Raw genomic sequence first — 13441 nt, 5'->3', positions numbered from 1 at the left:
CGTTTCTATTTGACCCGGAAACACGCGGGTCTGATACTGCGATTCGGCAGATCTCCTGAGTTAGCCACACGAGGGTGGGTCTCGACCGCAAGGAGGTCGGGTCTGCGGGCGGGCCGCCACGCTGACGGCAACGCCGGGCTCGAAGCAGGCACGGCCCCTGCCTGCGTGGCCAACTCAGGACATCCGTCGCATGCGTTCCACTTCGCCCCGGAAACACGCGGGTCTGATACTGCGATTCGGCAGATCTCCTGAGTTAGCCACATGGGGGTGGGTCTCAACCGCATGACCGGCAGGTTGGGTGCGCCGAGCCGGACCCGGCAGCCCCGCGGGAGCGGATGTCGGCTTGCCGGGAACCGACTAGACGATGAAGGTGCGGAAGTGACTGGTCGACGCCAGAAGGCCGGTGATCGCGGCGATGACGCGCTCCGGGTGGTGGATGATGTCCCGGTAGAGAACCCGCAGAGTCAGGTACCCCCGCATGGCGAGGTCGCAGTCGCGGGTGCGGTCCCGCGCGTGCGCCTCCCAGCCGTCGTGGAACTGCCGGCTGTCGGCCTCGACCGCTATGCGCCCCTCGACGATCATATCGACGCGACCGACGCCCCCGATCTCGACCTGGATCTCGACGTCGAAGCCCGCTCCCGTGATAACGAGGCGGAGTACGGTCTCCTGGCCCGATTCGCTGCGACAGTCGATGAGCGGGCGCAGGGAATGCAACTCCGCGGGCAGGGCTGCGAAGATCTGGGCCACGGCCTGCTCCGCGAGCAGTCTCTTGTACAAGGCATTATCGAGTGAGGCGATCGCGAATCTCGGTTCCTGGCACCGGAAAACCTGGACCAGCGCATCGGCCAACCCGATACGGAACTCGGTGCCGCCGCGGGGGTCGAGCAGCTGACCCCAGTGAAGTTCCACACCGTCTCGGTTGTGAGCGTTGAGCTGCTGAAATCGGTCGTGCGGCGCCCGCAACCGGGAAGCGGTGGGGTCGACATGGATGTGCGCGAAGGTGCTGTCCAGGGCGAAGATCCCGGCATTCGCAACCGCGGAGACGCAGGCGAGTCGCCCACCCAGCCGCACCGCTTCGAGGATGTGCGCATCCGTATCGGGAAGCGCATAGTGCCCTCGACGCGCCCTCACCAGATATCCACTCTCCACGGCAGCCCTCAGCACCCGCCAATTGGCGCCGGCGGCGTTCAGCGCCCCGGTTTCGGCGATCTGCACGTTGTGGACGCGGAAGTACTCTGCCCAAGTCATATCGACAGTGTGGACAGCGCGGGCCCCGTCTGCCGCGTCGGCCGCCCACCTGTGGCCTGCTCCGGTCAGCCTGTGCTGTGGAGGATCCGCGGTGTCGCCGCCGACCCGTGGCTAACTCAGGAGAAACGGCTGTGAAGCGAGGGACAAACTGCACCAGTCCGGCATCCGTCGGCGCCACCGGGGTAGATCTCCTGAGTTAGCCACACACACCACCCATGGGAGCTGCCCTCCGGGAAGCGCCACGAAGGAACTGTCCGACGGGGCACGGATGCCGGCCGGCGCAGGGGGAAGACGGGGACGGGCACGGGGACGGGCACGGGCACGGGCACGGGCACGGGCACGGGCACGGGCACGGGCACGGGCACGGGCACGGGCACGGGCACGGGCACGGGCACGGGCACGGGCACGGGCACGGGCACGGGCACGGGCACGGGCACGGGCACGGGCACGGGCACGGGCACGGGCACGGGCACGGGCACGGGCACGGGCACGGGCACGGGCACGGGCACGGGCACGGGCACGGGCACGGGCACGGGCACGGGCACGGGCACGGGCACGGGCACGGGCACGGGCACGGGCACGGGCACGGGCACGGGCACGGGCACGGGCACGGGCACGGGCACGGGCACGGGCACGGGCACGGGCACGGGCACGGGCACGGGCACGGGCACGGGCACGGGCACGGGCACGGGCACGGGCACGGGCACGGGCACGGGCACGGGCACGGGCACGGGCACGGGCACGGGCACGGGCACGGGCACGGGCACGGGCACGGGCACGGGCACGGGCACGGGCACGGGCACGGGCACGGGCACGGGCACGGGCACGGGCACGGGCACGGGCACGGGCACGGGCACGGGCACGGGCACGGGCACGGGCACGGGCACGGGCACGGGCACGGGCACGGATGCCGAGACCCGGCGGCCAGGTGCGGCCGCCGGGTCTCGGTAGGTGCGTCGTGCGCGCGCGGGGGATGCGGGCGCGCGCGAGGGACGCGGGGGGAAGAAGGGAGCGCGGGCTAGATCACGTCGGCGTCGACCCAGTCCAGGGACTTGGTGACGGCCTTCTTCCAGTTGCGCAGCAGACGGTCGCGCTCGGCGATGTCCAGGCTCGGCTCCCAGCGGGCGTCCTCCTGCCAGTTGGACCGCAGCTCGCCGAGGTTGTTCCAGAAACCGACCGCCAGGCCGGCCGCGTAGGCGGCACCCAGGGCGGTCGTCTCTGCCACCACCGGGCGCACGACAGACACGCCGAGGATGTCGGCCTGGAACTGCATCAGCAGGTCGTTGGCCGAGGCCCCGCCGTCGACCTTGAGCGCGGTCAACGGAACACCGGCGTCGGCGTTGACCGCGTCCAGCACCTCGCGGGTCTGGTACGCGATCGCCTCGAGGGCGGCGCGGGCGATGTGGCCCTTGTTCACGTAGCTGGTGAGGCCGACCAGGGCACCACGGGCATCCGCACGCCAGTACGGCGCGAACAGGCCGGAGAAGGCGGGCACGAAGTAGGCGCCGCCGTTGTCCTCGACCGACAGGGCGAGCGCCTCGATCTCCTCCGCCGAGTTGATGAAGCCCAGGTTGTCGCGCAGCCACTGCACGAGCGACCCGGTGACCGCGATCGAGCCCTCCAGGGCGTAGTGCGGTTCGGCGTCGCCGAGCTTGTAGCCGACCGTGGTGAGCAGACCGTTCTTGGAGTGGATGATATCGGTGCCCGTATTGAAGATCAGGAAGTTACCGGTGCCATAAGTGTTCTTCGCCTCACCCTGGTCGAAGGCAGCCTGCCCGAAAGTCGCGGCCTGCTGGTCACCCAGGATGCTCGCAATCGGGGTTTCGCGCAGCAGGCTGTGGCCGCTGGCGATGCCGTAGACCTCGGAGGAGGAACGGATCTCGGGCAGCATCGACTTGGGCACGTCGAACGCCGCGAGGATCTCGTCGTCCCACTGCAGGGTTTTCAGGTCCATGAACATGGTGCGGCTGGCGTTGGTGACGTCGGTTGCGTGCACACCGTCCTCGAGGCCGCCGGTCAGGTTCCAGAGAATCCAGGTGTCGGTCGTGCCGAACATGAGGTCGCCGGCCTCAGCCTTCTCTCGCGCCCCTTCGACGTTCTCGAGGATCCAGACGATTTTGGTGCCGGAGAAGTAAGTCGCCAGCGGCAGGCCGACCTGGGCCTTGAAACGATCGACGCCGCCGTCGGCGGCGAGTCGGTCGACGATGGGCTGGGTGCGGGTGTCCTGCCAGACAATGGCGTTGTAGACGGGGATGCCGGTGTGACGGTCCCAGACGACGGCGGTCTCGCGCTGGTTCGTGATGCCCACGGCCGCGATGTCGTGGCGGGTCAGGTTGGCCTTGGCCAGAGCCTGACCGATGACCTCACGGGTGTTGCTCCAGATCTCCAACGGGTCGTGTTCGACCCAGCCCGCCCGGGGGAAGATCTGTTCGTGCTCGAGCTGACCGGTCGAAATGATCGACCCGGTCTTGTCGAAGATGATCGCACGGGAACTGGTGGTTCCCTGGTCGATTGCGATGACGTACTTTGCCATTTTTAACTCCTTTGTCAATGCTGGGTACACGGGTATTCAGGAATGGAAAAAGAAGAAGCGCGCGGCGCCTACGCGAGGATCGGCAGGAGGAACGCGGAGGTCCAGCCGGCCAGCAGGCCACCGATGACGGGACCGACGACGGGCACCCACGAGTAGGCCCAGTCGGAGGAACGCTTGCCCTTGATCGGCAACAGGAAGTGCGCGATGCGCGGGCCGAGGTCACGGGCGGGGTTGATCGCGTAGCCGGTCGGTCCACCCAGCGAGGTGCCAATCACGATTACGAGCAGGGCCACCGGAAGGGCGCCAAGGGCGGCCAGGCCGCCGTTCTCGCCCTGGCGTCCGCCGCCGAACGCGATGACGACGAAGACGAGCACGAAGGTGCCGATGATCTCGGTAATGAGGTTCCAGCCGTAGGAACGGATGGCCGGACCGGTCGCGAACACGCCGAGCTTGTTGGCCGGCTCCGGTTCCTGGTCGAAGTGCTGCTTGTAGGCGAGCCAGACGACGGTGGCACCCAGGATGGCACCAACCATCTGGGCCCCGATGTACGCCGCCACGGACAAGGCGTTGACCGGAACCCCCGAGCCGAACTCGGTGGCCCCGGACGACACGAGTCCCAAGGTGACGGCGGGGTTCAGATGAGCGCCCGAGTTATAGGAGACGATCACGCCGGCGTACACCGCGAGGCCCCAGCCAATGGTGACCATCAGGAATCCGCCGCCGAAGCCCTTGTTCTTGGTCAGGGCGACGTTGGCGACCACCCCGCAGCCCAGCAGGATCAGGAGAGCGGTTCCCACCACTTCCGAGAGGAATACGATACCGAGATTGTCCACGTTGACATCCTTTTAGGTCATTGAAATGAAGAAAGCGAAGGAAACGGATAGTAGAAAACCTAGCGACTCGAGACCGCCGATGGTCCTGACCTTTCTGCACGTTTGTGCAGATCAGCCTTCAAGTCTGCGGGTACGGAGCCGGGCCGGAGGGCAGGCTGCGGGCAGGCGACCGCAGCGGCCGCCCGCCCGCAGGGCAGTCCCGAGCAGTCCCTAGACGGCCGGCACGGCCGGCGTTTCCGCCGGGGCCAGGTGCACGCCGTACATGTCGAGCAGAGTATTCACCGCGGTGTCGACCTCATGCGCGCTCCGGGCGGCGTCCCAGCCGAGGACCGGTGCGAGCACGCCGGCCAGCTCGGTGAGCAGCGGCAGAGTCACTTCGCCGCGGAAAGCGATGCTGGTGCGGCGCAGCAGCAGGTCCATCAGGTGCATGACCGATTCCGCCCGGGCGATGAGCTCGATTTCGCGCCGGGTGTAGCCGGGGTGCTGCATGAGCGGCGCGTCCGGTTCGGCGGTGAGCCAGGTGATCACCTCGGTGGCGCGCGTGCCGTACCGGGTCAGCAGCACATCGGCACGCTCGGCGCCGACCTTGTCGCCGTTGGCGGCAACCCAGACCCCGCGTGCGGCATCCGTCGCCGGGAAGTCTCGACCGCCGCCGATGGGCAGGCCGACCGTCGAGACGGTGCGCGGCAGGCCGAGCAGGGTCAGGATGTCGCCGCTCAGGTGTTCGGCCAGGGCGCGGAAGGTCGTCCACTTGCCGCCGACCAGGCTCAGCAGGGTGCCGGGCCGGGCGCCGAGCGGGCGCGATTCGATGCGATAGTCGCGCGAGACGAAACCGGGCGCCTCGTCGTCGTGGCGGGGCAGCGGGCGCACGCCGGCGAACCGGAACACTATCTGCGCCCGGTCGACGGCCACCTTTGGGAAAACGTGGTTGACGAGTTCGAAGAAGTAGTCGACCTCGGCTTCGGTGCAGCGCGCCGGCTGAGTCATGTCGTGCTCGAGGTCGGTCGTGCCGACGAGAACGCGGCCCGCGAGCGGGAAGATCAGCACGATGCGGCCGTCTTTGTGCTCGAAAAAGATCTCGCGACCGCCGGTCGCGGCGAGCAGTTCGGGGTTGTCGAGCACGACGTGCGACCCCTTGGTGCCGCCCATGTAGGTGCTGGCCTGGCCGAGGGCCGTGTTCGTGAGGTCGGTCCACGGTCCGGACGTGTTGACCACGATGTCGGCCTCGAAGCTGAATTCGGCGCCGGTGACCGTGTTGCGGAGGCGCACACCCGCAGCATCCATGCCGACGGCTTCGATGTAGTTGGCGCTCCGGGCGTGGGTGCCGGCGGCTAGGCCGTCGGCCAGCACGTCGAGGGCGAGGCGCTCCGGGTCGTGCATGGAGGCGTCGTAGTAGGTGGCCGTGTACTTAAGGCCCGGATTGATCTGCGGCAGCACGTCGAGCGACGCCTTCTTGCCGAGGAATTCGTGCCGGGGCACATTGCCGCCGTCGCGGGAGAAGGAATCGTAGAGCATCATGCCGATCTTGATCAGCAGAGCTCCGCGCTCTTGGGCCGCACCCTGTTTGTGGGTGAGGAACCGCATCGGCGCCGACATCACTCCGGAAAAGGTGGAGTAGATCGGGATGGTCGTCTTGAGCGGCTTGACGTAATGGGGAGCGATCTTGAGAAGGCTGTTGCGCTCCTCCACAGACTCCTTGACCAAGCGGAATTCGCCGTTCTCGAGGTAACGCACACCGCCGTGGATCATGTGCGAAGAGGCCGAGGATGCGCCGGAAACGTAGTCGCCCTTGTCGACGATGGCGACGTCCACGCCCTGCAGGGCCAGATCGCGGAAGGTCGCGATGCCGTTGATGCCGGCTCCGATGATGAGAACTTGAGCGCGGGGGCGGTCCTGGATGGCGGCCTGCGCGGCGGCACCACTGGACTGTGCCGGTGCGGAAGATGACTGATCGGGTGTGGACAGCACTATGCGCTCACTTCTCTGTGGGTGGGGGGGGAATTGCTTCTACCCTGCTAGGTTCAACACAAACGGTCAAGAGGTTTGAACATACGTGCAAGGAGTTAAAATGGCCCATCCAGACGATCCGTCCCTGTCGGACCGAACCAGTGACGCGCTCACGGCGGCCCACCTGTATTACATGCAGGACCTGACCATGGAGGCCATCGCGCGGGAACTGCACACCTCCCGCTCCTCGGTGTCCCGTCTGCTCAGCCAGGCCAGAACCAGCGGGTTGGTCGACATCCAGATCCGGTCCCCACTCGACGCGACGAGCCGGGTTGAGAAGCTCATCCTGAACCGCTTCCAGGTCACCGCGCACGTCGTGCCGGTGCCCGACCACGCCAGCGACGTCGATCGGTTGGAGCGCGTGGCCCTCTCGGTTGCACGGATTCTCGGCGAGTTCTTCGACTCGAACATGATCATGGGCATCGCCTGGGGCTCCACGATGAATGCGGTCAGCCGCCACGTGACCCCCAAACGCACTCACAACGCACAGATCGTGCAGCTGAACGGCGCCGGCAACACACGCAGCACCGGCCTGGACTACGCCAACGAGATCCTGCAGCGGTTCAGCAACGCGTTCGGCGCCCGCCTGGAACAGTTCCCGGTTCCCACCTTCTTCGACGACCCGGCCACACGCACGGCGTACTGGCGGGAGCGCGGCCTGCGCCGGCTGTTGGAAATGCAGAGGAACATGGACGTCGCGCTCTTCAGCGTGGGTTCGCCCTTCTCCAACGTCCCCAGCCACGTCTACGTCGGAGGCTACCTGGACGACGACGAGCTCACGGCTCTTAGCGACGCCGGGGTCGTTGGCGACGTCGCGACGGTCTTCTACCGCGCGGACGGCTCGACCGACGGCATCCCGCTTAATGATCGCGGCACCGGCCCGGAACTGTCGGTGCTGCGCCGCACCCCCCGGCGCATCTGCATCGTCTCGGGCCAGTCTAAGGTGGACAGTCTTCGCGGCGCGCTGGCCGCGAACCTGATCACTGACCTGTTCATCGACGAGAGCAGCGCCCGGTCACTGTGCGAGTGAGCAGACGGAGGCCCGCCGGCGCCACGGAAGGTTCGTGGCGACCGGCGGGCCGACAAGTCAGTGCTTCTGCACGTACTTGACGGGGGCAGGCAGGCCGCGTGCCACGCGCACGGAGCGCGAGAGCCGCTCGATCGACTTGAGGGCGTCGAAGACGTCGTCGGCAGTGACCACGAACGGCATGTTGTGGATCGTCTCACCCGGCAGGGTTGACGCCGTGGCGATGGCCCTCAGCTCCTTCTCGTCGTCCAGGCTGAGACCGATCTCGGTCAGCGTGGTGGGCAATCCAACGAGAGTGGTGAACTCGATGAAGTCTTCCACCTCGGTCCGTGGCGCGCCCTCGAGGACCAGCTGGGTCAGGGAACCGATGTTCACCTTCTGACCGTGGGTGAGACCGTGGGTCTGCGGGGCCGCGGTCAGGCCGTTGTGGATGGCGTGGGCGGCGGCCAGACCGCCCGACTCGAAACCGAGTCCGGACAGGAGCGTGTTAGCCTCCACCAGCTTCTCGAGAGCAGGTGTGACCAGGTTGTCACGCACGGCATCGAGGGCCGGAAGGGCGTTCTCCCAGATGACGTCCCACGACAACTTGGCCAGCGCGGTGCCGGTCTGGGTCGGCAGCCCCCCGGCCATCGTGGTCGCATGGGCAGCCGCCGTGGCCCGGGCTTCGAGCCAGGTCGCCAGCGCGTCGCCGACTCCGGCGATGAGGAACTCGACCGGCGCGTTGGCCACGATCTGGGTGTCGATCAGCACGAGGTCGGGGTTGCGCGGGAAGAAACGGTATTCGACAAACTCGCCCTCCTCCGTGTAGATCACCGAGAGTGCGGAGGTGGGAGCGTCGGTCGACGCCACGGTGGGCACGCTGACCCAACGAATTCCAGCCAGGAAGCCGGCGGCCTTGGCCGAGTCGATCGTGCTTCCGCCGCCCACGCCGATGATCACGTCGGCCGTGGTTACGCGGATCTTCTCGACCAGCGCGTCGACCGCGGACGCAGTCGCAAAGCGGTCGAATTCGACCCGTTCGACGCGGAGGCCGGCAGCAGCGAAGCTCGCCGAGACCTGCTGCCCTGCGAAACCCCACACGACGTCATCAGCGACGATCAGGGGGGCGGAGCCGATCTGGGATACGAATTCGCCGAGGCGATCGATCGCTCCCTTGCCTTGGACGTAACGTCCGGGGCTCATGACTGTGCGGATTGAAGTGGTCATCGTGGAACTTCTTCCTGGTCGAACTGCGTCTACATCTTTGTGGGACGGTGGCGGTGAACCGGTCTTCCGGGGCACAGATTTCACATTACGCCCGCCGATTCGACCGACATCGGCTGCCCTGCAGCGGGCGACCGTGCGAGCGCACCCTCCGAGCGGTTTCCGGCACATTCGCCCAGTCTGATGTCACGGCTCAGAGATCGGATCTGACGCACCAACACGCGCTTTGGGCCAATTTTTTGAATGCTATTCAGGATTTACAGAAAATACGTCGCTGTTTCTGAAAGCCAGCGTTGCACATCTGTGCAGATCGGACGCCCGGGAGGGGCCGACACCGGCAGCTACGCCCGTGTCGGCTCCAGCAGGAGCGCGGCGGCGGATCGCGCCGCGTCGGCGCTGCCGGCGGCGACCGCGGCGAGTGCGGCATCCCGGCACTGGTCCACCGTCACGCCGCGTAGGAACTCGGCCACGCCGCCCAGGGCTCGCGGGGACATCGACAGGCTGGTCGCCCCGAGCCCCACCAAGATGGCAGCAAGCATCGGATCTGCCGCGGCCTCACCGCAGACCCCGACCGGCTTGCCTGCCGCCAGACCGGCCTGGCAGGCCTCCCGGATCATCCGCAGGACCGCCGGCTGCCAGGGGTCGTTGAGCAGGGCGAGCTCCCCCATCAGCCGATCGGCCGCCATGGTGTACTGGGCGAGGTCGTTGGTCCCCAGACTCGCGAAGTCCACCCGTTCGAGGATGGGGCCCGCCGTGATAGCGGCAGCGGGAGTCTCGATCATCACGCCCACGTTGTGCAGGCCGTGCGCGGCACAGCGGGCCGCGAAGTCCACGGACTCGTCGACGGTCGCGATCATCGGCGCCATGACGCCGACGTCGGCGTCTTCCGCGGCGGCCGCCGCTGCGATGGCCTGCAGCTGAGTGTCCAGCAGTTCCGGCCGCTGCCACGCTGTGCGATACCCCCGGATGCCCAGGGCAGGGTTGACTTCGTCAGCCGCCGTGACGAAGGCCAGCGGCTTGTCGGCTCCCGCATCCAGCGTTCGGATAGTGACCTTCTTCCCGGGGAATCCGGCGAACACCCGGCGGTACGCGGCGACCTGTTCGTCGAGTCCCGGAGCCTCGGCGTGGTCGAGGAAGCAGAATTCGGTGCGGAAGAGGCCGACACCCTCGGCATTCGCCTCGATCGCGGCGGCAACGCTGTCAGGCGAAGCCACGTTCGCGAGGAGCTGCACGCGGTGCCCGTCCCTGGTCCTTCCCGCACCGTCGAAGGTGATCACCCGGCGGATCTGTTCCTCGGCTCGCAACACTTGTTCGTCGGTGGGGGCCACGACGATCTCACCGGTCGTGCCGTCAACGATCACCACGCTTCCCTCGGGCAGGTCCATCGCATCGCGGGCCGCCACCACGGCAGGCAAGCCAAGCGCCCGCGCGAGAATGGCCGTATGGGAGGTGGGCCCGCCCTCGACGGTGACGATCGCCCGACACACCGTGGGGTCGATCAGCGCCGTGTCGGCGGGGGCCAGGTCCCGGGCCACGAGCACATACGGCTCCACACGATCCGGCAGGCCCGGTGCCGGTCGGCCGAGCAACTCGGACACGATGCGGTTGCGCACGTCGTGCAGGTCCGAGACACGTTCGGCGAGGAGCCCACCTTGCTCCTTAAAAACCGCTGTGACCTCGCCCACAGCCGCCCAGACGGCACGCTCCGGAGTGTGGCCCTGCCCGGTCACTCGGGAAACGGCAGCATCGATCAGCCCGGGATCCGCCGCCATCAGCGCCGTTGCCTCCAGGATCCCACGCGCCGCTCCCGACACCCGGGCCGCCTTGTCCCGCAGGGCCAGGGCTACGGATGCCGCGGCGGCCACGATCCTCTCCGCGGCCGCCGCCCGCTCGCGCAGGGGGAGTGCGACTGCCGGCCCCGGCTCGTCCACCGGTTCCTGCATCCGCACGATCGGACCGACGGCGAAGCCGGGGCTCACGCCCAGAGGCCCGCTCGACGGCGCCCCGCCCTGCGGCCGCGCCTGCGGCCGCGCCTGCGGCCGCGACGCGGAACATGCCGGCCTGGGCGCGGGAGCGTGGGCGGCCGCGAGCTCGCCGAAGCCCTTCCCGACCAGTTCACTCACGGCCTCGAGCGCCTCCACAGCCTGCCGCCCGGCCGCCGCGACGGAGATCGTGTCGCCCTTCCGGGCGCCGACGATCAACAGGGCAGTCGGGCTGTTAGCCGGCACCGGGGGCCGGCCGGTGCGGAGGTTGGCGACAGTCACCGTCGCCTCAAAGGCGCTGATGGCGGTGACGAGCATCGAGACCGGTCTCGCGTGCAGGCCGTCGGGGTTCAGCAACGTCACCTCGATCGTGTGTTCCGCCGCCGGGCCGGAGTCGACCGGCAGGCCGGCCGGGTCCTCGTCGCCCAGGTGAATCTGCTTGGCGCGAAGAGCACCTCGGGCCTCACGTTCCACTTCGTCAAGGGTGGCGCCACCCGCCGCGCGCACCACTGCGGCCATCAGGCCCTCTACGAAGGGACCGCTGCTGAGCCGGACGGGCAGGTCGGGGTCGTCCGAGAACTCCAGCGCCATTTCCGCGCTCATCACAGCCGATCCCAGATCCATCATCACGAGCACGCCCTCGGGAGAGGAAACCTCGGCGATGGCCTCGGCGACTTTGGACGCGTCCGTTCCGATCACTCCTGCGCCGGCACCGGCTGCGATCGCAATGGCCGGGCCGTTGACCCCGACCATTTCCACTGCGAGGTCCACTGCTGCCTGCGCGAGCCGGGGGCTGTGCGATACCACTACGATTCCGATCACGATCTACTCCTTGTCGAGGATCTCGGCCAGAGCCTGGAAAAGCAGCGACGTCGACGCGGCTCCCGGGTCGATGTGGCCGATGCTGCGTTCCCCCAGGTAACTGGCCCTGCCCTTGCGGGCGATCAGGGGTGCGGTAGCATCCCGCCCCGCTTGTGCAGCGGAGTAGGCAGCACGGGCCGCCGAGGAGATATCGGAGAAAACGACGAGGTCGGCGTCGAACGCGTCGAGCGCGGGAGCGAGGACGTCGAACATGGTCTTATCCCCGGCCTCGGCCTTGCCGCGGGCAACGACGCCGCCCAGCCCTGCACGAAGCGCGGCCGCCAGGCCGGGCGCGTCCAGGGTGCTGACCGGTCCTGCCGAGGTACCGATCCGCAGGAAGAAGGTGCCGTACAGGGGGCCGCTGGCACCACCCACGGACGTCACCAGGGTCATGCCCACGCCCTTGAACAGTTCGTCGACGGCCACGACCGGTGAGGCCTGGATTTTCTCGAGGACTGCACCCATGCCGCGGGTCATGTTCGAGCCGTGGTCCGCGTCGCCGATGGCCGAATCCAGTTCGGTGAGGTACGAGACCTGCTCGGTCACCAAGTCGCGAAAACGGGTGAGCCAGCCGGTGAGCTGGTCAAGGCTGATCGTGTCATTCGTCATGGTGCTAGATTCCCCAGCGCAGCCCGGGGGTGTTCACCGGCGCATCCCACAGATGAAGCAGGTCCTCGTCGGCCTTGAGGATCGTGACGGAGCAGCCCGCCATGTCCAGCGCGGTGATGTAGTTGCCCACGAGGGAGCGGGCAACCGTGATGCCGGCGGCGTCGAGGATCTTCCTGACTTCGGCATACATGACATAGAGCTCGATCAACGGGGTTCCGCCCAGCCCATTCACCATCACGATCGTCGGGGCGCCGGTGAAGTCCAGGTCGGCGAGGATCGGCTCGACGAGCAGACGGGCAACCTCGGCGGCCCCGGCCAGCGGCACGCGGCGGCGGCCCGGCTCCCCGTGAATGCCCACGCCGATCTCCATCTCGCCTTCGGCAAGTTCGAAGGTCGGTTTCCCGGCCGCGGGAACCGTGCAGCTGCTGAGGGCCACGCCCATGGAACGGCCGGACTCATTGACCTGGCGGGCCACCGCGGTGACGGCCGCGAGGTCGCGGCCTTCCTCGGCTGCCGCACCCGCGATCTTCTCGAGCAGGACAGTGGTGCCGACGCCCCGGCGGCCTGCGGTGAAGGTGGAATCCTCGACCGCGACGTCGTCGTTGACGACCACGACGGCAACCTCGATCCCGGTCTCAGCCGCGGCCAGTTCCGCGCCCATTTCGAAGTTCATCACGTCGCCCGTGTAGTTCTTGACGATGTGCAGCACGCCCGCTCCGCTGTCCACGACTTTCGTGGCTTCGAGCATCTGGTCGGGTGTCGGCGAGGTGAAGACCGCCCCGGCGCAGGCCGCGTCAAGCATTCCCACACCGACGAAACCGCCGTGGAGCGGCTCATGGCCGGTTCCCCCACCAGAGAGCAGGGCGACTTTGCCTGCTCTGGTCGGGTCTGTCCGGTAGATGATGCGGTTGACGTGGTCGACGCGAAGTTCCGGGTGTGCGGCCGCCACGCCGATGAGGGAATCGGCGAGAACCGTCTCCGGGGAATTGATTAGTTTCTTCATGTTGAGACCTCCAGGATTATCTTCATGTTTGCTCTCCGTTGAACTTTTCGAGCTGGATCCGCGAGACACTTTCCCTCGCGACTCAAAGAAATACAGAACGCAATTCGATAATGTCGAATATCCTCCAGAGAGTGG

The 13441-nt window shown here is 67.7% G+C and carries 10 protein-coding genes; 1 reads left to right on the top strand and 9 read right to left on the bottom strand.

Annotation, left to right across the window (positions count from 1 at the left end; all coding sequences use genetic code 11):
• Positions 1-357 precede the first annotated feature (357 nt).
• From CXY82_RS13445 to CXY82_RS13425, 5 genes are all read right to left on the bottom strand, one after another.
• Entirely contained in the window at positions 358-1248 is an 891-nt protein-coding gene (locus tag CXY82_RS13445; RefSeq protein ID WP_104171367.1) for an endonuclease domain-containing protein, read from the bottom strand.
• Between the two features lie 116 nt (positions 1249-1364).
• Entirely contained in the window at positions 1365-2147 is a 783-nt protein-coding gene (locus CXY82_RS17390; RefSeq protein ID WP_158252190.1) for a hypothetical protein, read from the bottom strand.
• A gap of 119 nt (positions 2148-2266) precedes the next feature.
• On the bottom strand, positions 2267-3781 hold the full coding sequence (glpK, locus tag CXY82_RS13435; RefSeq protein ID WP_104171366.1) for a glycerol kinase GlpK: 1515 nt from the start codon (positions 3779-3781) through the stop codon (positions 2267-2269).
• A gap of 68 nt (positions 3782-3849) precedes the next feature.
• On the bottom strand, positions 3850-4614 hold the full coding sequence (locus tag CXY82_RS13430) for an MIP/aquaporin family protein (RefSeq protein WP_104171365.1): 765 nt from the start codon (positions 4612-4614) through the stop codon (positions 3850-3852).
• A 210-nt stretch (positions 4615-4824) separates the two neighbouring features.
• The gene (locus tag CXY82_RS13425; protein ID WP_199180972.1) at positions 4825-6579 is read right to left on the bottom strand and encodes a glycerol-3-phosphate dehydrogenase/oxidase; all 1755 of its coding nucleotides are present in this window, start codon (positions 6577-6579) and stop codon (positions 4825-4827) included.
• Between the two features lie 103 nt (positions 6580-6682).
• Between CXY82_RS13425 and CXY82_RS13420 the strand changes: the two genes are divergently transcribed.
• Positions 6683-7651 (top strand): sugar-binding transcriptional regulator, encoded by a 969-nt coding sequence (locus tag CXY82_RS13420; protein WP_104171364.1) that lies wholly within the window; start codon positions 6683-6685, stop codon positions 7649-7651.
• A 57-nt stretch (positions 7652-7708) separates the two neighbouring features.
• On the opposite strand, the gene CXY82_RS13415 is transcribed toward CXY82_RS13420, so the two are convergent.
• From CXY82_RS13415 to dhaK, 4 genes are all read right to left on the bottom strand, one after another.
• Positions 7709-8854 (bottom strand): glycerol dehydrogenase, encoded by a 1146-nt coding sequence (locus CXY82_RS13415; RefSeq protein ID WP_104171363.1) that lies wholly within the window; start codon positions 8852-8854, stop codon positions 7709-7711.
• A 338-nt stretch (positions 8855-9192) separates the two neighbouring features.
• On the bottom strand, positions 9193-11655 hold the full coding sequence (ptsP, locus tag CXY82_RS13410) for a phosphoenolpyruvate--protein phosphotransferase (RefSeq protein WP_104171362.1): 2463 nt from the start codon (positions 11653-11655) through the stop codon (positions 9193-9195).
• Between the two features lie 3 nt (positions 11656-11658).
• Positions 11659-12303 (bottom strand): dihydroxyacetone kinase subunit DhaL, encoded by a 645-nt coding sequence (gene dhaL, locus CXY82_RS13405; protein ID WP_104171361.1) that lies wholly within the window; start codon positions 12301-12303, stop codon positions 11659-11661.
• A gap of 4 nt (positions 12304-12307) precedes the next feature.
• Positions 12308-13306, bottom strand: a complete 999-nt coding sequence (gene dhaK / locus CXY82_RS13400) for a dihydroxyacetone kinase subunit DhaK (protein ID WP_104171360.1) — start codon at positions 13304-13306, stop codon at positions 12308-12310.
• Positions 13307-13441 lie beyond the last annotated feature (135 nt).

It is taken from the genome of Cryobacterium sp. M23 (assembly GCF_002929655.1).
GTDB classification, from domain to species: Bacteria; Actinomycetota; Actinomycetes; order Actinomycetales; family Microbacteriaceae; genus Cryobacterium; species Cryobacterium sandaracinum.
Note: the sequence above shows the minus strand (reverse complement) of the source record. Positions and strands in the feature narration are given on the sequence as shown.

What these genes read in the sequence shown, in the direction of transcription:
- glpK (WP_104171366.1), bottom strand. Translation starts at nt 3,781, where the DNA reads ATGGCAAAGTACGTCATCGCAATCGACCAGGGAACCACCAGTTCCCGT.
- CXY82_RS13415 (WP_104171363.1), bottom strand. Translation starts at nt 8,854, where the DNA reads ATGACCACTTCAATCCGCACAGTCATGAGCCCCGGACGTTACGTCCAA.
- CXY82_RS13445 (WP_104171367.1), bottom strand. Translation starts at nt 1,248, where the DNA reads ATGACTTGGGCAGAGTACTTCCGCGTCCACAACGTGCAGATCGCCGAA.
- dhaK (WP_104171360.1), bottom strand. Translation starts at nt 13,306, where the DNA reads ATGAAGAAACTAATCAATTCCCCGGAGACGGTTCTCGCCGATTCCCTC.
- CXY82_RS13420 (WP_104171364.1), top strand. Translation starts at nt 6,683, where the DNA reads ATGGCCCATCCAGACGATCCGTCCCTGTCGGACCGAACCAGTGACGCG.
- dhaL (WP_104171361.1), bottom strand. Translation starts at nt 12,303, where the DNA reads ATGACGAATGACACGATCAGCCTTGACCAGCTCACCGGCTGGCTCACC.